Origin of the sequence: Psychrobacter sp. JCM 18902 (assembly GCF_904846615.1) — a bacterium.
Taxonomy (GTDB): domain Bacteria; phylum Pseudomonadota; class Gammaproteobacteria; order Pseudomonadales; family Moraxellaceae; genus Psychrobacter.
On record NZ_CAJHBK010000001.1, the window covers coordinates 617,384 to 639,394 of the forward strand.

General features: G+C 41.9%; 18 protein-coding genes and 1 pseudogene. 4 read left to right on the top strand and 15 right to left on the bottom strand.

Features of this window, described 5'->3' with window-relative positions; all coding sequences use genetic code 11:
* Window positions 1-25 precede the first annotated feature (25 nt).
* The 3 genes from JMY05_RS02570 to JMY05_RS02580 all read right to left on the bottom strand — a co-directional run bounded on the left by JMY05_RS02570 (window position 26) and on the right by JMY05_RS02580 (window position 4,018).
* The gene (locus tag JMY05_RS02570; protein ID WP_045445357.1) at window positions 26-1,099 is read right to left on the bottom strand and encodes a J domain-containing protein; all 1,074 of its coding nucleotides are present in this window, start codon (window positions 1,097-1,099) and stop codon (window positions 26-28) included.
* A gap of 399 nt (window positions 1,100-1,498) precedes the next feature.
* On the bottom strand, window positions 1,499-2,743 hold the full coding sequence (locus JMY05_RS02575) for a trypsin-like peptidase domain-containing protein (RefSeq protein WP_045445360.1): 1,245 nt from the start codon (window positions 2,741-2,743) through the stop codon (window positions 1,499-1,501).
* A gap of 87 nt (window positions 2,744-2,830) precedes the next feature.
* Window positions 2,831-4,018, bottom strand: coding sequence for an ATP-grasp domain-containing protein (locus JMY05_RS02580; RefSeq protein WP_201614108.1), 1,188 nt, complete (start codon window positions 4,016-4,018; stop codon window positions 2,831-2,833).
* A 305-nt stretch (window positions 4,019-4,323) separates the two neighbouring features.
* On the opposite strand from JMY05_RS02580, the gene JMY05_RS02585 reads away from it, so the two are divergent.
* Window positions 4,324-5,613, top strand: coding sequence for a TerD family protein (locus JMY05_RS02585; protein ID WP_045445363.1), 1,290 nt, complete (start codon window positions 4,324-4,326; stop codon window positions 5,611-5,613).
* Window positions 5,614-5,749: 136 nt separating this feature from the next.
* On the opposite strand, the gene JMY05_RS02590 is transcribed toward JMY05_RS02585, so the two are convergent.
* The 9 genes from JMY05_RS02590 to JMY05_RS02630 form a co-directional block, all read right to left on the bottom strand.
* Window positions 5,750-6,358, bottom strand: a complete 609-nt coding sequence (locus JMY05_RS02590) for a TerD family protein (protein ID WP_045445366.1) — start codon at window positions 6,356-6,358, stop codon at window positions 5,750-5,752.
* Window positions 6,359-6,467: 109 nt separating this feature from the next.
* Window positions 6,468-7,220 carry a TIGR00266 family protein gene (locus JMY05_RS02595; protein WP_045445369.1) on the bottom strand — a complete coding sequence of 251 codons (753 nt, stop codon included), beginning with the start codon at window positions 7,218-7,220 and terminating at the stop codon, window positions 6,468-6,470.
* A gap of 171 nt (window positions 7,221-7,391) precedes the next feature.
* Window positions 7,392-7,967, bottom strand: coding sequence for a TerD family protein (locus JMY05_RS02600; protein ID WP_045445372.1), 576 nt, complete (start codon window positions 7,965-7,967; stop codon window positions 7,392-7,394).
* A 469-nt stretch (window positions 7,968-8,436) separates the two neighbouring features.
* On the bottom strand, window positions 8,437-9,501 hold the full coding sequence (locus JMY05_RS02605; RefSeq protein WP_045445375.1) for a DUF475 domain-containing protein: 1,065 nt from the start codon (window positions 9,499-9,501) through the stop codon (window positions 8,437-8,439).
* Window positions 9,502-9,775: 274 nt separating this feature from the next.
* Window positions 9,776-10,351, bottom strand: a complete 576-nt coding sequence (locus tag JMY05_RS02610; protein ID WP_193007556.1) for a TerD family protein — start codon at window positions 10,349-10,351, stop codon at window positions 9,776-9,778.
* 275 nt (window positions 10,352-10,626) lie between these two features.
* The gene (gene rlmKL / locus JMY05_RS02615; RefSeq protein ID WP_201614109.1) at window positions 10,627-12,930 is read right to left on the bottom strand and encodes a bifunctional 23S rRNA (guanine(2069)-N(7))-methyltransferase RlmK/23S rRNA (guanine(2445)-N(2))-methyltransferase RlmL; all 2,304 of its coding nucleotides are present in this window, start codon (window positions 12,928-12,930) and stop codon (window positions 10,627-10,629) included.
* 228 nt (window positions 12,931-13,158) lie between these two features.
* Window positions 13,159-14,346 (bottom strand): mechanosensitive ion channel family protein, encoded by a 1,188-nt coding sequence (locus JMY05_RS02620; RefSeq protein ID WP_226950312.1) that lies wholly within the window; start codon window positions 14,344-14,346, stop codon window positions 13,159-13,161.
* Between the two features lie 116 nt (window positions 14,347-14,462).
* Entirely contained in the window at window positions 14,463-15,959 is a 1,497-nt protein-coding gene (locus JMY05_RS02625) for a dihydrolipoyl dehydrogenase (protein ID WP_201614111.1), read from the bottom strand.
* Between the two features lie 193 nt (window positions 15,960-16,152).
* Window positions 16,153-16,650 carry a peroxiredoxin gene (locus JMY05_RS02630; protein WP_045445378.1) on the bottom strand — a complete coding sequence of 166 codons (498 nt, stop codon included), beginning with the start codon at window positions 16,648-16,650 and terminating at the stop codon, window positions 16,153-16,155.
* 250 nt (window positions 16,651-16,900) lie between these two features.
* Between JMY05_RS02630 and JMY05_RS02635 the strand changes: the two are divergent.
* Together JMY05_RS02635 and JMY05_RS02640 are read left to right on the top strand one after the other, a co-directional pair.
* Window positions 16,901-17,436 (top strand): annotated as a pseudogene (locus JMY05_RS02635) (transposase); the annotation flags it as partial.
* A gap of 126 nt (window positions 17,437-17,562) precedes the next feature.
* Window positions 17,563-17,982 carry a hypothetical protein gene (locus JMY05_RS02640; protein ID WP_201614113.1) on the top strand — a complete coding sequence of 140 codons (420 nt, stop codon included), beginning with the start codon at window positions 17,563-17,565 and terminating at the stop codon, window positions 17,980-17,982.
* 377 nt (window positions 17,983-18,359) lie between these two features.
* Here the strand turns inward: JMY05_RS02640 and JMY05_RS02645 are convergent, their stop codons facing one another.
* Both JMY05_RS02645 and queC read right to left on the bottom strand, forming a co-directional pair.
* The gene (locus JMY05_RS02645) at window positions 18,360-18,689 is read right to left on the bottom strand and encodes a hypothetical protein (protein ID WP_045445384.1); all 330 of its coding nucleotides are present in this window, start codon (window positions 18,687-18,689) and stop codon (window positions 18,360-18,362) included.
* 236 nt (window positions 18,690-18,925) lie between these two features.
* Window positions 18,926-19,642, bottom strand: a complete 717-nt coding sequence (queC, locus tag JMY05_RS02650) for a 7-cyano-7-deazaguanine synthase QueC (RefSeq protein ID WP_167541684.1) — start codon at window positions 19,640-19,642, stop codon at window positions 18,926-18,928.
* Between the two features lie 430 nt (window positions 19,643-20,072).
* On the opposite strand from queC, the gene ttcA reads away from it, so the two are divergent.
* On the top strand, window positions 20,073-21,233 hold the full coding sequence (gene ttcA / locus JMY05_RS02655) for a tRNA 2-thiocytidine(32) synthetase TtcA (RefSeq protein WP_045445387.1): 1,161 nt from the start codon (window positions 20,073-20,075) through the stop codon (window positions 21,231-21,233).
* Window positions 21,234-21,386: 153 nt separating this feature from the next.
* On the opposite strand, the gene JMY05_RS02660 is transcribed toward ttcA, so the two are convergent.
* A complete protein-coding gene (locus tag JMY05_RS02660; RefSeq protein WP_087813718.1) occupies window positions 21,387-21,968 on the bottom strand; it encodes a FixH family protein in 582 nt (193 codons plus the stop codon).
* Window positions 21,969-22,011: the final 43 nt, after the last annotated feature.

Consider the following 22,011-nt stretch of genomic DNA (forward strand, 5'->3'; position numbering starts at 1 on the left):
ATAAAGGTTTCAACGTTATTGAGTGCTAAAATCGTAGTGTTTCTTTTGCAAGGTTTAGTTCTTGAGCTTTTTCTTGAAGTACCAGTTTTACAGATTCAGGTAAGTGAGTGTATTTGTCAGGATGAAAGTCTTTGATCTTTAACCTATAAGCTCTACGCATTTCGTCGATAGTAGCTCCTTCTAACAAACCAAGAACCTTTAATGCTTTTAGATTATCAGAAGCTTCTGTAGGTTTGTCTTGGTTTTCAAGGGTTTCAAAACCAGAGTAAACATCCTCTAATATTTCATTGCTAATGCCCATTAATTTGCTCAGATTTTTAATCTCTGCTAGACCTTTTTCTATATGCAACCATTTTCCTGACTCTAAGTTATTGATTATTATTCGAGCTGATGCATAGAAAATAGTATTCTTATCATTAGTAGTATTTGCTCTATTATTGAAATCCTTAACACATTCTCTCAAATCTATTGAAGTACCTGATAAGATTTTCATTTGATTTTTTAAAAAATCTCGTTCTTCTGGATTGTTTTCTATGTGATTTGAAAAAACATTTTTGATAACTTTAATGTTGTCTTTGGACCAAGATTTTGAATCATTGGAGTCACCTTTTTTTATGGAGTAGTAAGCCAAAATTTTTATTGTAGGAATGAACCATTCCATAAGTAAAAAAGAGCTAGAGCTTATACGAATTTCCTCTTGAGATTTGAGTTTATCGAGAATAACGCCATCCTTTAAAAGCGTAATATTAAAATCTAAGGTGATATCTTTATTTCTAGTCAAAATTAAAGCATTGATAGGCACACTTATTGAGTAAGGACCATTATTATTGTTATTGCGAGCACCAGTTATAAAGTTACCTTCTTCATCATTAAAAATATCATAATAACTTTTTACATTTTGTCCCTGATAAGCAAGTTCAAGAATAACAACTTCTGTTCCATAAGGAATAGTATCCATACTTAAGTGTAGATACTTGCCCTCTAGCTTCGTAGTGTAGGAATAGTTTCTAGTGGCAGTATTATCTGAAACACTTTCATCGTCATTTGACAAAGCACCTATTATGAAAAAAACAGCAACTAAAATTATTATATAAATCATATCTATTTGCTTACTTTAGTTATTAATTTTTATTGGAATTTTTTCTTACATTTGTACTAAAATTTTTGCTTTGTATATATATTTTTAAATAAAAAAAGGTGCAAGTATTATCACATGCTACTAGAATTAATGCTCTGCGCTTGCTGTACCTACTCAGATAGAAATTGCTAAAAACTCATTTGAGTAGCAGTGTATGCTTTTAAAAGTTGGGTAACTATAACTTTCTAATTATTTAGGTTAGATTTTATCAAGGTTAAAATCTTAAAAATAGGGTGTAGCTCAACACTTGTTATTTCTAAGCCGGGTTATTATGATAGCGCGTATCGAAATAATCAACTACTAAATAAATCAAGTGTTTAGATGTATTTATTTAAGGTTTGTCAACACTATAGTGAATCATTAACCCTGACAACCTACCAACCACAAAGCACCGCGACTTTGTTTGCTTAATTGCGGCGTGGTTAGCGGCGCAGCTGTCGTGCGTGACATGCCAGATGAGTCAGATGAGTTATCTAAACTGATTCCAGCGCTCGCGAGTAGGGCGGATAATAACTGAAATTTCACCGCATAGTTCATATTTTGTGCATGCTCATGGACGAGGCTGGACGTTACCATGCCGATAACTTCGCCAGTCGGCAGTAATAAAGGGCTGCCACTAGAGCCTGGCTGAATAGGCGCAGTAAATTGCAGATAGCGAATATCATTGCCAAACCCTGTCAGTCCTGAGATGCAGCCTTGGGTTACTTGTAATTGGCTACTCAATCCTGATAACGGAAATCCCAAGGTGGTGATGGTTTCACCCAAATTATCAGTACAACGCTGTGCTAAGGGTAAATAACTTGGCAGTGGCTCACTTACTCTAATAATGGCTGAATCACTACCGATATCGCTGAGCACCACTTGCGCTTCACGATCAGGCTGCCCTTGCTGACGCACACCAATCATCGCCGCCGATTCAATGACATGATAACAAGTCAGTAAATGATAGGGATCGATAGCAAACGCTGTCCCTGTCCAAGTTTCACCAGATTGAACTTGTCTGGGCGGACGCGCATCACTGTTAGGATAACCTTGCTGCTGTGCGCGCTGGGCATCTTGGATAAGGGCATGCGTATCTGGCGGACGCATATCAATGCTCACTTGTACATGATGCTCAAGACTTGCCAGTCCTTGCGTGGAGCTTTCACCAAGGGCGCGGCATTTAAATTGTCCATTGCGTCGGTATATCTCTAATATGATCGCCGCCTTGACATGGCGCTCACTTGCGGTAAATTCATAACGAATATCGCCCTCATTGAGGGTTAAGTTTACCTTGCTCAATTCAACGGCAGGTAAGTTTAGGCTTGGCTCATGATAAACATAAGCAATCAGTTGTAAAAAGCTTGCACCTTGTTTATCAAACAATGCAGGCAAATCCAATTGCCATGCATTTGGATCATCTTTGCTATTGAGCTGCGCCCATTCCTTCGGTTCATGAAGATAAGCAGGACTACGAGCGGCTTTGCGATGCTCATCCAAAGGTAGCCATAATAGCCCAAGCTGCTCGCCAAACTTTGACTGATCTGTCGTTGCAAAGGCGACCGAACAATTCGCTGTCGCGATGACCGTATTTGCCCCTAACACTAACGTGGTTTGTGCTGTCATCGTTTGCCTCTTATTGAATATATTCGGTTGTGATTGATTTATTATTGTCGATTCATTGCCGTCAGCTTTTTATATGATTATTTTGACTTATTCAGTGATGTCTTCTTCAACCTTTACACCGACCATAATAGAGCGTATTTGGCAGGGGGTTATTTGTTGCGCGATATCAGCCAGTATCGGTTTATCGGTTAAGCCTAGCCAATAAGCAAATCCAACTTGGGTTAAATCCACACCGCTATGGGTGGTGTAGTCGATGCCACCAGAAGGGCGGCTGTTAATCTCAAGCACACGGTGCTGACCGTCATCATCGGCTTTGGTTTGCACACTGACGATGCCATCGCAGCCAAAGGCTTTTATGAGTGGAATGACGACATCCATGACCGCTTGCTCGTAGCCGATATGCTGAATTTTCCCCGTTTTATAACGAGTGACAGCAGCCAGCACTTCGCCATATTCACAGACGACATCGATAGAGTACTCTTGCCCTGACAAGTAAGGCATTAGCAGCATTGGAATTGGGCGTTCCTGCACCATGACACTGTTGGCATAGGCATTAATAAATTGCGCCGTATTTATTTTTTTCTCTTCGGTAAAGTATAAATGCTCAAAGCTGTCGTATTGCTCGTCTGTTTCTGTACCTGCTTCTCGACCCATCTCTTTAACTTTGCCCAGTCGCCAAAATCCTTGTGCAAAGATACCCGTAACCGGTTTGACACATAAGGGCTGATCACCATATATGTCAAGTAACGCCTCAAGCTCTGCGACGTTATCAAAGCGCCACGCCTCGGCAACGGGAATATCATGCTCATGACACTGCTGCATAAAGGCAAACTTATCATCTATTACTTCTAACGCTGCCACACTCGTTGCACCCGTCAATAAACGAATGCCAGCCGCGTCAAATGCCTCACGCTGGGCTTCGTAATCAATACCATTGCGTCCAGTGAGCAATACTTTTACGTTGTTTTTCTGCGCTTGTTCTAACACAAACTGCCACCGCGGCATCAATGGCTCAACAGATTCCAGCACTACTTGCTCATCGTTATCTGCGGTGCTAGTAGAAGGCTCGCGGTAAACGCTGTCAGCAAATTCAAAAATCTCAGGTCTATTGTGGCGGTGTGAAGCGATAATGTTGAACGGAGTATCAGCGCGATTTTTTAGGGTTTGCAGGCTGGCTAACATATCACGCTGGCTTGACTGACCTTCAGCTAACCAAACGGCAGGTGACGCGGCAGTTGATGTTATATGATCGTTATCGTTAGCAGGGGTTTTCATAATTCTCTCAGCATTATCGTAGGTTTTAGATATAATTGAATAATTCACTATCGTCATCGCAACACCACCAAGAATATAAGCAAGCCGCAATATTGCTAATAGTAGGGGCTATTATATACAAATGCTAAGCGTTATAAATGCTGCTGACAAAATAGCATGAAGGATTTGTAAAAATATTTTTTAGGGTCATTGGCACGCTATTGAACGGTCGTACGCTTTAAAAGTCAGCGGCCATCCATGCTACTATATGACAATTATTAGCATAACAAACACACGCACATAATAAATAATTCAAAGGATGTATGATGAGCCAAATCCAACCTCAACAACTGATTGCGGGTGCCAATGCGCCACTGCCGACGGATCATATTAGCATTCGTATTTTAAGCCAAAACGCCATTGATTGTGCCGCTTATCGCCTGACAGCTGACGGTAAAGTACGCGGCGATGGCGACATGATATTTTATGGGCAGACACGTAGCGATGATGGCAGTGTGAGTTTCCGTGGTCATGATAGCGATGGGTTTTTTGATATTAATTTACCAGCCCAGCCAGCCAATATTGAGAAGATAGCCCTCGCGTTTTCTAGCTCACAGACGCTTGCTCAAGTTGGCGATGTCGATATTCAGGTATTGCAAGGCAGCCAAGTGCTGATGACTTGCCAACTAAGTGCAGCTGGACGTAATGAAAAAGCCATTATTTTAGCGGAATGTTATCGTCGCCAAGGTAGCTGGAAGTTTCGTTTTATCGCCCAAGGTTTTGAAGGGGGGCTGAAGCCTTTGTCTGAGCATTTTGGTGTAGAGATTGCTGATGAAGCGCCCGCTCAAAGCCCTGTACAAGACCAGTCACAAGGTCAAGCTCAGCCCATCAATACGCAGCGCCCAATTAATACGCAGAAAGCAGGTAGTGCACCTCAAACAAGCACGCCGCCGCCAATTCCTACAGCTTCTCCAAATCCGTCAATTAACCTAAGCAAAATCACTTTAACCAAAAATCAGTCTAGTATCAACCTAAAGAAACGTGATGACTTTGGTAAAATCTCTGTCAACTTAAACTGGAATCAAAATCCGACTGCCAATCAGCAAGCACCCACAAAAGGCTTGTTAGGCGATCTTTTCAAACAACATAAAGCGGGCGGTATTGACCTTGATGTTGGGGCGATGATTCATCTAAAAAATGGTGAAAAAACCTTGATTCAAGCCTTGGGTAATCGCTTTGGTAGCTTAACATCAGCACCTTACGTGTGTTTGCGTGCTGATGATAGAACGGGACAGGTGAGCGGCGGTGAGTGGCTAGATATTAACGGTCAGCAGTGGTCGCAGATAGAAGAGGTGTTTATTTTTGCTTTCATTTATGAAGGTGCACCAAACTGGGCGCAGACCGATGGTGTCGTGACCATTCATGTGCCCGACCAACCCCCGATTGAGACACGTTTGACAGAAGGTACAGGTAATTTGCCAATGTGTGCGATTGCGCGTCTGGTCAATCAGCAAGGTAGTATTAACGTTGAACGTATTAATGAGTACTTCAAAGGGCATCAAGAGATGGATAAAGCCTTTAATTGGGGCTTTAGTTGGAAGCGTGGTAGTAAGTAAGTGCTTTAAAAATATTCTTTAGCACACGTAAAAAAACAGCCGATCTAATTATAGATGGGCTGTTTTTTATCAATAACGTTGCTTCAATAGATTATTTTGACGGATGAACGCTAATCGAACTAAAGCTTTGAATCCTTTACGCATGCGGCGTGATGGCAGGCATTAAGTCATGGAAAGTACGACCAGAAGCCGTTTCACCAATCGCATGCATTTTCCACTCATTATTATGACGATATACTTTTGCCATAATCATCGCGGTATGCCCACCTTGCGCTGATAAATTGTAGCGCGCGACTTCCTGATTGTTATTGGCATTGACGATACGACAAAATGCATTTTCTACCGTTTCAAAGGTTTGACCAGTGAAACTATTGACCGTAAATACTAGAGAGACGACATTGGCAGGGATTTTTGAAAGATCGACATTGATAACCTCGTCGTCACCATCGCCGTCGCCAGTGCGGTTATCACCAGTATGGACGATACTGCCATCTTTTGATTTCAGCTGACTGAACCAAATCGCATCGATGGCTTGTTTATTGGTATCAAACATGATGCACGAAGCATCTAAGTCAATCGAGTCGCCGCCGCTACCACCACCGAATAATTTGCCCAAGAACCCACCTTTTTTATCTTGAGGGTTTTGAGCAACGTCCCAACCTAGACCCAGTTTTACTTGGGTAAGCTCGCCGCCCGCTTCTTTGCTTAGGGAGATTTTTTGACCTTTTTGTAAACTAACTGCCATGTGATATTCCTTATACTACAGTGTTATAGTAATTGTGAGTAGAGGGTTAAATAAAGTCTACTATGACGAGGAGTCGTTGTAACATACAGCTTTAAAAACATAATAATAGCTATAAGATATTGCCAAGTAAGCCGCTATTGCCGCCGCGACCGCCTGAGCTAGTCCCTAAGACGCTTTGTAGCCAGCCTTGGTAGCTATCACGATTACGAGAGCAGATAATGACTTTGCCTGAGCCTGAGAAGTTTAAAACCATACCTTCGCCACTGGTGACCGAATTGATAATATTGCCCATGAAGCCTTTTTTCTTACTGGTGGCGACTGAGAGTTTGTATTCCAAACGCGAGTCCCAACAGACCACATGACCGTTATCAATGATGACGTCTTTACCAGGTTCAACATCAATCTCAAACAATGAGCCAAAACCCGATACCACTACCTGACCTTGACCTTGCGTCTGCATCACCATAAAGCCACCAGTATCACCAAAGACGGCGCCACCTAGATTACGTTGAATCTTAGCCTTCACATCGACACCCGTTTGCGCCGCGACAAATGCGCCGTCACTGAGCGTATATTGCTGTGGACCGCAATCAATGATTTGCATATCACCGTCGAGCGTTGGCGCAAGTAAACAATCGCCTTCACCGTTCACGGCTTCAATCTGCTGCTGAAATAGTGACTCGTCGTTGGCAAAACGGCGCATAAGTGATTGCATCAGACCGCCTTGCAGCTTACCTTTTAGCTCAAGGTTTGATTCCATCATCACCATTGCATTGGCTTCACAATAGATGGAGTCGCCTTTTTTGAGATTACAATGAAGAAATGGTTCAATGGTACCGATCAAGCTAAACGTGGCGGTCATAGGGTGCGAATCCTTATATCAGTATTCTATATGTTTGTGATTCATGTCTGTAAGTCGGCTTAACCATAGATTTTCGCTAGCCTATTACTTTTAAAGCCATCAAATGCGATAGTAGGGCACACTTGATGGCTTTTCGGGCTTATATTATTAGCGCTAAATGTTAGTCAGCTCTTAAACATTAACGCCATAAGAAGCTGCTAATGGTCCAAGACCACCGCTGAAGCCTTGACCGACGGCACGGAATTTCCAGTCACCACTATGGCGATATAATTCACCAAAAATCATCGCGGTTTCGGTGCTACCGTCTTCTGATAAGTCATAACGTGCGATTTCAGCATCGCCATTGTCGTTAACGACACGGATGTAAGCGTCACCCACTTGACCAAAGTTTTGATTGCGGCTTTGACCTTCATAAATAATCGCACAGATAGCGACTTTGCTTACGTCAGCTGGAATGCTAGCAAGATTGATTTTAATTTTTTCATCATCGCCGTCGCCTTCACCAGTACGGTTATCACCTGTATGCTCAACCGCGCCATTGTCTGACTTTAAGTTGTTAAAAAAGATGAAATCTTGGTCATTACGTACTTTGCCTGCTTCATTGACCAAAAAGCCAATCGCATCTAAGTCAAACTCTTGACCGTCAGTAGCACGTGGATCCCAGCCAAGACCGACTGTAATATTGGTTAAACCCGGCGCTTCTTTTGATAAGTTTACGTTGCCGCCTTTTGTTAAGCTAATAGCCATATAAATATCCTTTTGATTAATAATTGAGTGGATTGAATGATAAAAAAAATAAACTAAAATAGTGCAGTGGTCGATATATAAATGCAAACAATGAATAAATTTACTCGTATGCCACGCCCTGCATATCATTACGATTTACTATACTAAGCGATTGCTTACTAAGCAAGGCGTATTTTGTGTGATTACGATATGATTACTAAGCGACATATCAATGCTGCAAGTCTGATACTTTTTAACCGTCCGAGCAACAGTCGTTAAGGTGTTGTTATCAAAAAGTAAATTAGATTGTCAGGTAGTGCAACATAAAAAAGCACTTATCCAACAGGTGTCAAATAAGTGCTTTAAAGCAAAGACGGGTCATACCAACTGCTTTGGTACAACCCGTCTATTTTTAAACTAACTTTATCTATCCACTTTGTACTGTTTGATATTAAAAATTTTTGCTTGGTTTTTTAACATCAAACGAGCATCAAGTAATTGATTTGGCTTCTCGCTTACGATAATTGAGTGAAGCGACAAACGCCCAACCAATAAAGGTAATACCAATCAGACCAGTGATAAGCTCTGGTACATGGAATTTCACTGATAGCAGCATGATGATAGCTAAAGCACCGATAGCATAATGCGCGCCGTGCTCCAGATAGACATATTCATCAAGGGTGCCTTTATCGACTAAGAAGATAGTCATCGAACGTACGAACATCGCACCAATAGCCAGACCTAGCATAATAACGATTACGTCATTAGTAATCGCAAATGCGCCGATCACGCCATCGAAACTGAATGAGGCATCCAGGACTTCTAAGTATAAGAAACCGATAATACCACCTTTCATAATCGCGCTAGTTGCAGCACCAGTACTATTACCTTGAGCGTCTAGTTCTTCTTCAAGATCACCCTCTAACATACCAGAAACCACTTGTACGCCAAGGTAAACTAAGATGCCCCATACGCCAGCGATTAGGACCGCAGCTGATTGCTCAGGCTTGGCAAATGATACGGCAATCATCAAGACGATAAGCGCGACAAACACGCTCATGGCATCGACTTTGCCTAATTTTGCCAGACGGCTCTCAAGCCAATCGAACCAGTGTACTTCTTTTTCATCAAAGATGAAGTTTAAGAAGACGAGCAACAAGAAAATACCACCAAATGCTGAGATTTCGGCATGATGCGCCAATAGTCTGGCTGAGTATTCTTTAGGATCGTTCAATGCCAAATCTATAACTTGCATCATACCAAGGTCGGCAGTAACAGCGACGATAACAATAGGGAATACCAAGCGCATACCAAAGACGGCGATTAAAATACCCACCGTTAAAAATATCTTTTTCCAAAACTCGTCCCAGCCTTTAAGGACTGAAGCGTTGACCACCGCATTATCAAACGATAATGAAATCTCCATGACGGCCAAAATAGCGGTAATAGATAGGGTGGTTATCATACCGCCCATACCGCCATGTGAATATCCCCACCATGCCGCGACCGCTAGGGCGATGGCTGTGAAAATAAAGTCTAAATAAAAATGTCTCATGACACATCCTGTCTGGTTGCATAAAGCTAAGGTCGGCCTACTATAGGCACAAACCACAAAAAAAGCGGTTATCGCTAACCACTTTTTTTGCATAATTCTAAACGAAACATAAAGCATTACTAGTCATTTAGCTATGAATAATTGTGACTATTTTGCAACCATATTTTACAGCCATTATCATTGATAATGGTGAGTACAAATAGAGGGCTAATACTTGCTTTATATTTTGAGTTTAATGGTCATATAGTAGTCTAAGCATGAATAAGTTATCACATTAGATAACAACGCCATACTGTTGACACATGGCTTGCAAGCCGCCTGAATAGCCTTGACCAACGGCGCGGAATTTCCACTCACCGTTGTGACGATAGACTTCGCCAAATACCATTGCCGTTTCAACAGAGTAGTCTTCTGCCAAATCAAAACGTACCACTTCAGTGCCTGTTTCTTCGTTGACGACACGAATAAAGGCATTGGCAACTTGACCAAAGTTTTGACTACGAGCCGCCGCATCATGAATAGTAACAGTGACGACAATTTTATCCACATCAGCAGGTACTTGAGTCAGATTTACTTTGACGACTTCATCATCTCCATCACCTTCGCCAGTGCGGTTATCACCAGTATGCTCAACCGCGCCATTATCAGACTTAAGCTGGTTATAAAAGATGAAATCATGGTCGCCACGTACTTTACCCGCCGTGCTGAGCAAAAATACACTGGCATCCAAATCAAATTCAGCGCCAGAGGTTGCGCGTTCATCCCAACCAAGACCGATAAGCAGTTTGGTCAAATTTGGGTCAGTTTTGGTAAGCGATAAGTTACCGCCTTTATTAAGTGATAAAGCCATAGGGTTATCCTTGTTATTAGAGTGATTAAGGGTTTGATAGTTAAGTTATATAAATAAAAATAATCGCAATAGTGGAATTAAAGCGCTCGTAAATCTACCCTTCACGGTTGCTTAGCTATTACCTAGCTAGTATTTAGTGACGCTCTATCATAACAACAAAAAATGACCCAATCAAAGCCGATTGGGTCATTGTTATGTGTACGACAAGACTGACTATAAGAGAAGGCATCTAAATGCGGTGGTTAATATTCACATCCATCCATAAACCGAAATTATCAGCCCTGACGATGACGAATCTCAAAGCTTTGATGAATAGGCTTTTTAATATCAAAATCAAAACCAATGGTTTTTTGGGTGATATCAATAATTTCATAACGCTCGGTTAACTGCTCATCGAGCTCAAAGCGGGTAAAGTTATTTGAAAAATATAAAATCCCGTCAGAGGTCAAGCGGTTCATCGCACGATTAATGAGGGCAGAGTGGTCGCGCTGCACATCAAAGGTACCTTGGAACTTTTTCGAATTTGAAAAAGTCGGTGGATCGATAAAGATGATATCAAATTGTTCAGTATTGTCTTTAATCCATTCAAAGATATCAGCTGCGACGAATTGATATTTATTGCGGCTAACGTCCAGACCATTTAATACAAAGTTTTGCTTGCCCCAGTCTAGATAGTTCTGTGACAAGTCAACGCTGGTGACTTTTTTCGCGCCAGCCAATGCTGCATGGACACTTGCCGTACAGGTATAAGCAAATAAGTTCAGTACGGATTTATTACGACTGTTGTCTTTGATACGGGCACGCATATTACGGTGATCAATGAACAAACCCGTATCCAAATAGTCCGTAAAGTTGACGTAAAAATAAGCACCATCTTCACGTGCAACATGAAATTTACCACGCTTTTCTGTGGTGTTCTGTTTGCTATATTGGTCATTACCAGACTGGCGTGCACGAGTCTTAATAAATATTTGTTCACGGTTAATACCAAAAACTTCACGAATACCCATTAATGCCAAGTTGAAGCGTTTTTTAGCCGTCTCAGGTGGAATGGTTTTTGGTGGTGCATATTCTTGCACGTGTACATAGTCGCCATATAAGTCGACGGCGACTTTGAAGTCGGGCAAGTCAGCATTGTAAACGCGCAAATTACTAACCTTATCTTTTTTAGCCAACTTCTTCAGCTTGGACAGGTTTTTTTGCAAGCGGTTGATAAAGTCTTGTCCCTCTTCCACTTCAATCTCACGTTTTTCGAAGCGGCTAACGAGATTGCCCGTTTGTCCCGCAATCAACGTGCCATAGCGGAAATAAACGGTGATAGCACCATTATGACAGCGTAAGGTTTTTGGTTCTTTGATAGGTAAGATATCAACTTGCTCAACATTAGATGCCAATATGCCAAGCATTGGATCGATGCCGCTACCAGCAAAGCTGTCTTGCAAAATAAGTCCAATCGCTTGGTACAATGGCTTAATCATCTCTTCGTCACCCAAACGCTCACCATAAGGTGGGTTGGTGATGATTAGAGGATTGCTTAAGCGACCGTCATCGACTAGTGGCTTCAAAATAGTGCTCAGCTGGTCAAGCGCCCGCGTCTCAAGATCGAGTAGTGGTAGTAAATCTTGCAAACCTGCGGCAATCAGGTTTTTCTCTGTTGCTAAAATCGCGCCGCTATCGGCATCAAAGCCCAAAATCAGCGGTAATGTATCTGGTTGCTCATTGGCAATTGCTAAGGCTTCGCGGAAACGTGTCTGGGCATCATCGATCATCTGTTGCCATAAGGCATCGTCATGATGCTGCCATTGGTAAAAACCAAATTGATTGGCGGCTTTATCGATACCCACAGCATAATCGCAATGCATGAGTAGTGCTTCAATAATAAAGGTGCCAGACCCACACATTGGATCAATTAGCGCATTATAAAAAGGTGCATTGCCAGCGTCATTTTTCTTGTGCCAGCCTGCACTATATAGTAGAGCCGCTGCCAAGTTCTCTTTGAGTGGTGCTTCAGTCATTGCCACACGATAACCACGGCGATGCAAACTGGTACCTGATAAATCTAAATACAGCTCAGCTTGCTTATCATTCACGGTTGCAAATATAGAAAAGTCTGGATTTTTACTATCGACGTTAGGACGGCTGTCATAAACTTCATTGAACGTATCTGCAATCGCATCTTTGATACGTAGCATCGCAAACTGTTGACTGACGGCCACACGCTTATCGACCGACAGACGAATGGCAAAGGTTTGCTCTAAACTAAACTGCTCAATCCAATTGACCGATTTTGCCAAGCCATAAAGTTGCTCAGCCACATCGTATTCGGCATTGATGTTTTTGCGTTTAATGAGCATTAATACCCGCGAGGCGACACGTGACCACAAACAAATGCTATATAAGTCACGCAAAGTACCAGTAACTGCCAGACGGCCTGTACTTTTGATTTCACTTGCAATACCAAAACTTGTCAGCTCAGTTTGTAGTGGTGCCTCAAGCCCATCGGCACAGGTGATAATAAGGTCAAGCGACAATTCTGGTGAAGCTGCTGTTAGAGGTGCGGGCGCGGTTGTTTCGGTCATACGGATACCTGTGGGCTAAATTGATAAGTAATGCACATCATAAAATAAGATGTTTAACCGCCAATTTTACCATAATTCAGGGCAGGATGGTTTAAAGTGGTGGTGTTTATCAAAGAGAGATTCAGCAACGCTACCTTTTACAAAATCATGCTTATCATACTGAGGATGAAAACCTTAAGCCTAAAATTTTTGGGATAAATTGCTCAAGGGATAAATAATATAATGAGCTTATTTATCCGCTTTGCTCAGTGGTGGTGTTTCTGACACGACCTGCGTTGTAGTCGCAAAGGGTTTAGTGGCAATAGGATAATCCACGTCCTTTGGCATAAGCAAACGCATATGAGGATAAGGAGTAGAAATATTAGCGGCATCAAAGGCACGCTTGATATCTTCTTTTAGACCTTCTTTAATTTTGGGCATGCGCGCGACAGCAGCAGGCTTGACCCAAAAACGCACGATAAAGAACACTCCGTATTCACCAATTTCATCCACGGTGGCCGAGGTTTCAGGACGGCTGAGTACCACATCGGTGTCAGTAAGCACCTGCAAAATTTCCTTGCGAGCAGTATCGACATCATCTTCAAAGGCGATACGCACACGAATATCGAAACGTATGAAGTTCTTGGAGGTTAAATTGGTCACCTCAGAGGAGGCAACGTTAGAGTTGGGAATAATGACGGTGATGTTGTCTCGCGTCAAAATATGGGTGGTGCGTAACGCAATGAGTACGACGCGACCCTCATTGTCATTGATATGAATCCAGTCGCCAACCTGAAAAGATTGTTCGAGTAAAATGGTAATACCTGCAATGAAATTAGCAAGCGTTGATTGGGCAGCAAAACCGACTGCCAAACCCACAATCCCTAAACCTGCGACCAATGAGACGATATCGAAACCAAATTGCGCCATGACGCTGGCAAGTCCGAGTACCAATAGCAGCACTGACAAGATGTTTTGAAGCAGCTGCTCTATAGAAGCATTGAGACCATAATGCTGTAACACCTTATGGATAATCTGTCCAGATGACGCCCAAAGTACATAATAAATCCCCGCCCATGTACTGGCTTTTGCAGTGGCTTTGATAGTCTCTGGCTCAAAGTAAATCTGACTCATAATGGCAATCAGGCTGGCAACTATCCAGATATAACGCAAGACTGAACGGACAATCTTAGTACGGCGCTCATTCAGGCGGATTTTTGTCCTACTTTGCTTAAGGATGTAAATGGCAAGCCAATAAAAAAATCCCAACACTGCCAGCAGTATTAGGATTTTGATGGCAGTACTAGCGAGCTCTACCGCTTGAGACGACCAATCAAGTGACTCTTCATCGACAGAGCCGCCAAGCGCAAGGTAGAGGCTAGTATGCAGGTCACGAACAATCTCTTTAAAAAAATCAGTAATACTAGCGATTGCCATTTTTTGGTCCATGCAGAGTTTTTTAAAGTACCTCAAGTCGTTAGTGCTACCAAACACAACATGAGTGATGATTAATACGGTACATCCTTGTTTTGAAAGTGTAGCTGAGCTGATGCTTAAAAGCTATCTTCCTGTGTGTCTTGGTACTGATAAGGTATTGCCATTTTGTGTTGAACATCGCGTAACGCGGTACGTAAGCCCTCTAATATCGTAGGATGATAAAAAGGCGTATCGAGCATGGCCTTAACACTCAAATCATTGGTAATCGCTGCCGCTAAAATATGTCCAATATACTCGGCATCAGGACCCACCATACTAGCGCCTAAGATTCTATCAGTTTTTTTACAGCCATAGATATGTAGCAGACCACAGTTGACGCCCATCACGCGACTACGTCCTTGATTATCGAAGCTGACGCTACCGATGACATATTCTAAGCTTGTATCCTGCTGAATGTCTGGTAGAGACATGCCGACGTTAACGATTTGCGGTGAGCAAAACACAATCGAGAAGGGCGTGGCGGGCGGGCGAATATGAGCGGCGTCTTCATTCTCGCAGACCATACTTCCAGCGCTATAGCCTTCATCGCTGGCCACATGCAATAGTGGAAGGTTGGCGTTGGCATCACCAACGATATAGACATCTAAATCACCAATCTGACCTGTTTTTTTATTCAGGTGCTTTGGACGGTCTTTGTCGTCAAGCTCAACGCCTAAATGTTCAACTCCCAGCGGTTTGATATTATTGCGGCGACCAGTGGCAACCAGTACATACTCACCTTGCCATTGTTGCGACTCTCCAGCACTGTCTTCATAATCAATGAACGCGGCTGAATGGTCATTATCCGTGGCTGTTTGCACGCCGACATCGCTGATTTTGCTACCCAAATGCATGGTCAATTCGCGGCTTAAGCAATCGATAGCTTTGTTATTGATATCATCGTCTTTGAGACCTGCAACACGTTTGACACGATTAAACAAAGTTACTTCTACGCCTAAGCGTTTAAAGGCTTGCGCAAGCTCTAATCCGATAGCACCTGTACCGACAACAGCCATTGTTTTTGGTAAATTTGTGAGCTCAAAGATCGTATCAGAGGTGAGCATGGCGTCACCAAGCTTATCTGCCCAGCCATCTGGAATAAATGGAGAGCTGCCTGTGGCGATAATGATTTTGTCAGCAGCAATCAGCGCATCATTGACTTCAATGAATCCTTGGTTATTGATATGAGCACGTCCTGAGATTTTTTTGTGATCAGGCCAGCTATCTACTTGAGCTTTGACGTAGCTAGCAAAATGAGCACGCTCGTCCCGAACGCGTTGCATGACTTGCTTGCCATCTATCTGGACAGTGGCATGGACGCCAAATTCAGCAGAGTGATTGGCTTCATACGCGCGATCAGCGGCGGCAATCAATAATTTACTTGGCATACAGCCGACCGCAATACAAGTGGTCGTCCAAAATCCGTCGTTAATAATAACAACATCATCATGGGTTTTACTGGCTTGACGAAAAGCATTTTGCCCAGCAGTACCTGCACCGATAACGGCAACAGATACTTGGCGAGTAGCTTTGGATGCTGTGTTATCCGCTGCAGTATCGGATTGTTTATTCATATGATTCTCAAGTTATAAGATGTTTAATATTCAGGGCTGTTTTTTAGATGATTTTTTTAAGAGATTCCTCTGATAAGAGATTGCTCTAAAAAATTATTAAAAAACGACTTTCAGCCTCTGATATCCAGCGTTTATCGTAATGATTATTAGCGTCTATTTTAAAATGCTTTTTTATGATTCTTGGCTTTATTGGTTAAGATGCTAAGGTTTCAAGCAAACGTTCAGTGTAGCCTTTGGCACGTAAATTTCGCTGAGCATGAGTCAGCTCGCTATCTTTGTTAAAGACAAAGGCTGAACGTACAAGACCTAAGCTGATTTTTCCATACATATTTTTTTCTTTAATAACATCAAAGTATTGGCATAATTTTTCGTCAGTATCGCTGATAAGGGCAATGTTTAAATCATATTTGGTGATGAATTTCTCATGAGATTCAACACTATCACGTGAGACGCCGATAATGTCATAGCCTAAATCATCAAACTCATGGAGGTGAGCAGTAAATTCGGTTGCTTGAGTGGTACAGCCTGGCGTACTGTCTTTTGGATAAAAGTACAAAATAAGCCCTTTATTAGTATTGGCAATCATCTCTTGGAGATTGATTTCATCATGGATAAAGTTGCCGGCAAGCTTTCGTACTATCGTCACTGGAAAGTCAGGTAAGGTTAGGTTTTCTGTGGTTGGTTTTGCCATTATAAAATCCTTATTCATTTTTGTTTATGTCAGTACTTATATTCGTGCTTATGTCGATTGGTAATCTATACTGTGTGCTTATTATAAGCAGATTAGCAGCGATTCATAATCAGTTTTACACTTTGCGCCTGTATTGACAACAAAAAAGACTGGCAATAGCCAGTATATTTCACTTCTATTTATTCTGAGCTATGCTGAAGAAACCGTACACCTAAACTTGGTAAACTAACGACTCGATGAGGAGTTTACCATGACTAAGAAAATCAGAACTTACAGCACAGAATTCAAAGCTGAAGCCGTCAAGAAGATAGCGGACAACGATGGGGATATTTCAGCGACTGCAAAGCAGCTTGGTATCGCCATGCAGACCTTATCTAACTGGCATAACAAAGCCACTCAAGGCAAGCTTGAAGGGACTGAGCAGTACGATACACAGCTTATGGCCGTGATGGAAGAGAACAAGCGCCTCAAACGACAGCTTAAAGTGGCTGAAGAGGAACGAGAGATACTAAATGAGGAAGGATAAAGCGAAGCACTGTTTCGCCCCGATGCAAGATGAGAGCTATGCTCGAATGAGGCGACGGCGTACTTCGCCAAGCACGGCTAGTAAGGTATGCCTTTATAAAAACTAATAGACAGGTTTTTAGTATCGTCTCTATGTGCCGTGTACTAAGTATTAAGCCGTCAAGCTACTAGGACTGGATCAATCGTGATATCAGCGACCAACAGATACATAATAACCATTGCGAGCTACTAGTTAGAGCCGCTCACAGTGAAAGTAAAGAACGTTAAGGGGAGTTTATGTCTCGAATGAAAGATAGTTTTATCATAATAACGATGCAAGCAATGAGGAGGCAGGAAGAAGCAAACTTGCCTAATGATTTAGATATCGTGTATTGTAGATTTATTTGAATGAAGCTGAGAGTAAACAATACAATGAAAGCATTAAACCACTTATTCACATTCATATCAGGCATTGTAGTTTTAACAGTTTGTTCTTTGGGAATAGCAAGTGCCAATAATGAATATGCCATGGTTGCAGCCGAACCATCTAGTGCAGAAGCATACGCAAAAGCACAAGCAGCAGGAAAAGTAGCTAGGGCAGAAGCATACGCGAAAGCAGACGCAGCCATTGCAAAAGCAAACGCAGCCATTGCAAAAGCAGAAATAGCTAGGACAGAAGAAAAAGCAGCTAGGGTAAAAGTAGAAGCAGCTAGGGCAGAAGCGTACGCAAAAGCACACGCAGCTTGGGCACAGTCCAGTGCAGAAGCAAAAGCAGATAGGGCGGTATCATTCAAGAGGATTGAGCTGAAGGAATTAAGCACACATTGAGCGACAGCTTATGCAGCGGTGCTAGCGACCTGATGCAAGTATGCAAGCAATAAGAAAGCGTTTGAAGTGGCATGAAAACCCTTATCGAAAACCTAAAGGCATGCACTATGAAACCTATAATCGGTTATTCACTGAATATCACGATATAGAAGATTATTATATGAGCTGCTTAACGAAGTTTGATGGGGTTACTAGTGTTAAGAGAATGAAATAAGGGGAGTTTTTCGGAGTGCTATAAAGGAGAGAAAGCTACAGGTAACTATAAAAATGGCTACCAATAGATATAGTGTTTAATATATATGTAATAAAAACAATGGTTTAGGTATATACAAAAGACTGGCAATAGCCAGTCTTTTGTATATCAAACGAGATGTGTATTACGCTGGTTTTTGTGGCTGTTTTAAATCTAAGCCAACAGTGCATTGCTGCAAATCTTTTTGCATTTTTTTGACGTAAGGCAGTCCAGAAGGATCTTTTTTGTCTTGAGCATAGCTCTCAATTTCCCACATTTGACCGATGGTCATGTTGCTACGTACACCAATAGTGCAATTGCATAGTTTGGTCGCATCGCCTTTGTCAGCGACTTTATATTTGACCGCACCATTAACGCAGGTATTGATGTTATTTTGCTTAATATCGGCAGCGTTTGCTTGTGGCATCACAAAAATGGCAGCTAAAGCTAGGGGTAATAATGGCAACAACTTCATAAATATCCTCTTACGGGTAGCATCAATTTTCTAAATCTTGTACTCAAAGTAAAGCAAAAGTACTCATAGCTCGTTGACTAATGTGGTTACTTATATCTTGTGATAAATACAATCGCTCATACCATAACAAGTATGTGAGTTAAAATACAACGGCGGCGTGCTGTGTTAATGCAAGCGAATGTTTCGCTAATGTTGATTGCTATCACGCTTTCATGCAAGTGCAATTCTATCATTAACTAAGATTGATAATGGGTTGGGTCAGTGATGCCTGCCTGAGCAAAGCCTTGACGGCGTAGGGCACAGCTATCACATACACCACAAGCAAGACCTTGTGCATCGGCTTGGTAGCAAGATATGGTTTGCCCATAATCGACGCCCAATGACAATCCAAGCTCAATGGTTTTTGCTTTTGACAGTTGCTGTAATGGCGTTTGAATGGATAAGTGATGACCGGTAACGCCCGCTTTGGTGGCAAGATTGGCCATATGCTCGAAGGCGGCAATATACTCTGGACGACAGTCGGGGTAGCCTGAGTAATCGACTGAGCTGACGCCAATGACAATATGATTGGCATCGGTCACTTCAGCAACGGCTAGCGCATAAGACAAAAATATCGTATTACGTGCAGGCACGTAGGTGTTAGGAATAGCGTCGTTATCGATCTCATCACGCTTTTTATTAGGGAATTTATCCGTATCGCCATCAGGAACAATCATACTGTGATCTGTCAGTGAAGAGCCACCAAGCTGAGCGATATCAATATCAATGATTCTGTGATTGACCTCGGCAGTCTCAGCGATAGCTTTTGCCGCGACCAGTTCACTATTGTGGCGTTGACCATAGTTAAAACTGACCGCAGTCACCGACGCATAACGTGCCTTTGCCCAATACAAACAAGTCACCGAATCAAGCCCGCCTGACAGCAGCACAACGGCATTTTGGCTTTTATGCAGAGCATTTAAGTCAGTATCGAAGGCTTGATTATTAGAGGTACTTTGCGAAGTAACATTAGTCATAGTGGTATCTATTATTGGTTTGCGAAATGGGTTTGCGAAAAACGCCTATTTTAGCAAAAATACGCTCATTACAGAACCACGAAGCCATTATAAATACGATATGAAACCTTAATCAGCACAAAAGAGAAATTTGTTTATAAAAGTATGGAGCTATCAGCAGTGCTATGGTCGAATATTTAGCATGCCTTAAGCTAAGCCATAAAAAAGACTGAATATTTAATCTGATAGTTTAATCTCATCTTTTCAATCTGTTAGCAAATTTTGTTATAATCGCTGCTTTTAGAGCCACTGTGCTATTACCTCCTTGCTAAAGGCTTTATCCTTCCATTTTTTAGCAAAATTCCCTTGTAAAGATATTGAGTAACTTATGACCGCAGCAACCTTGTTTACGCCACAAATTACGCCTGAAATCGATGATATGTCAGCTGATACAGGTTTGGATAATCATGCTTGGGACACTGATGGTGATAGCATGGAATATGAGGATGTTGCTGACGATCATACAAATGAAAACAGTATCGCCGCTGCACCGTCAACGTCTACTGAATCAGCAGAGTTCCGTAAATTACAAAAGAAGCTGCGTAGACAAGTATCATGGGCGATTCGTGATTTTAATATGATCGAAGACGGCGATGTAGTCATGGTCTGTGTTTCAGGTGGTAAAGACAGCTATACCTTGCTGGATATTTTACTATTACTCAAGCGTATCGCCCCGATTAACTTTGATATCGTCGCGGTCAATCTCGATCAAAAGCAACCCGGTTACCCTGAGGATATTTTGCCAGCGTATCTAAACGAGCAGGGCATTGCTCACTATATCTTAGAAAAAGACACTTATAGTATCGTTAAGAGCGTGGTGCCAGAAGGCAAAACTTATTGCTCGGCGTGTTCACGTCTGCGCCGCGGCTCGTTATACGGTTTTGCTAAGCAGATTGGCGCAACCAAAATTGCGCTGGGTCATCATCGCGATGATATGTTGGCGACTTTCTTTTTGAATTTATTTCATGGCGGTACTCTTAAATCGATGCCACCGAAATTGCTCAGTGATGACAAGCAAAATCTACTTATTCGTCCATTGGCTTATGTCGAAGAAAAAGACATCATCGAATATGCTCGCTTAAAAGAATTTCCAATTATTCCATGCAACTTATGTGGTAGCCAAACCAACTTACAAAGAGCCATTATCAACGATATGTTGCGGGAATGGGATAATGCTCATCCGCAGCGTTTGGCCTCTATTTTTAAAGCCATGCAAAACGTCGCACCGTCGCAACTAGCAGACCGTGAATTGTTTGATTTTGAGCAGTTAAGTCTTGATCGTGATGACAATGAGCGTTTGTTTGAAGGAGATAACATTCAAGCTGGGCAGACCGAGAGCTTGGCTGAAATTGGCTTACCTGTATCGCCAAAAACTCAAGCGTTCAATCCGAAGTTTATGAGTGATAAACAGCAACTGCCAGAATCAGATAAAGCGACAGCAGATAATCGTATCACGCAAAAAATCCCAACGATTAATCCGGTTATTTAACGATTCGCTTATTCGATAATATTAAGTGACATTTATAAAAAATAGCATAAACCGTTAGTGTAAAAAACCAGCTCATTATTGATAAATGGCTGGTTTTTTTACGTGTTAATAAATCAATTATTGGTCATGCTTATAGCAGCCAGATTGGTAAAATCAACTTTCTGCAAAAACAGGTAATGGGTCAAAGCTAACTTTTGAACGTGGTAATTTCGCCACATCTTGCATACGCCAGTCATCTTTACCATCACTACTTACTTGTAGATAATATTTTGCTTTTAGAGGATCTATATCTACTTGCGCACTGTATTTATTGCCTTCGACATGTTGAAGTACGACATCGTGATCTTTTTTGATGTCGGTTGCATGCGAGATAGACAGATCTAGTTTTTCAGGATAAGCCAAAGGATTACCATTCAGCAGTTTACCTGATTGCAGACTCTGTTCAGGATAATTTAGATAGAATACAACGTCACCATTATCTGCAAACTGCATTTCGCCGTGCAAATCTAAGTCATAAGTCAGCTTGTCACGTGACACATCATGATAAAGCGTCTTACCATCCATATACCAGTCGTCACGTACCACGCTATCCCGAATTTGATAAGAGTAATAAACAAAAAAGATACAGGCCACTACGACAAATGCTGGCATGCCAATAACAAAAATAACCACCATGTAATTCTTATACCATGGCTGAGTATCTTGATGCTTAAAATTTGATGCTGGAGTAGACATAAAATACCTATTAATCAGATATCTGTTTATCAGATATCTATAA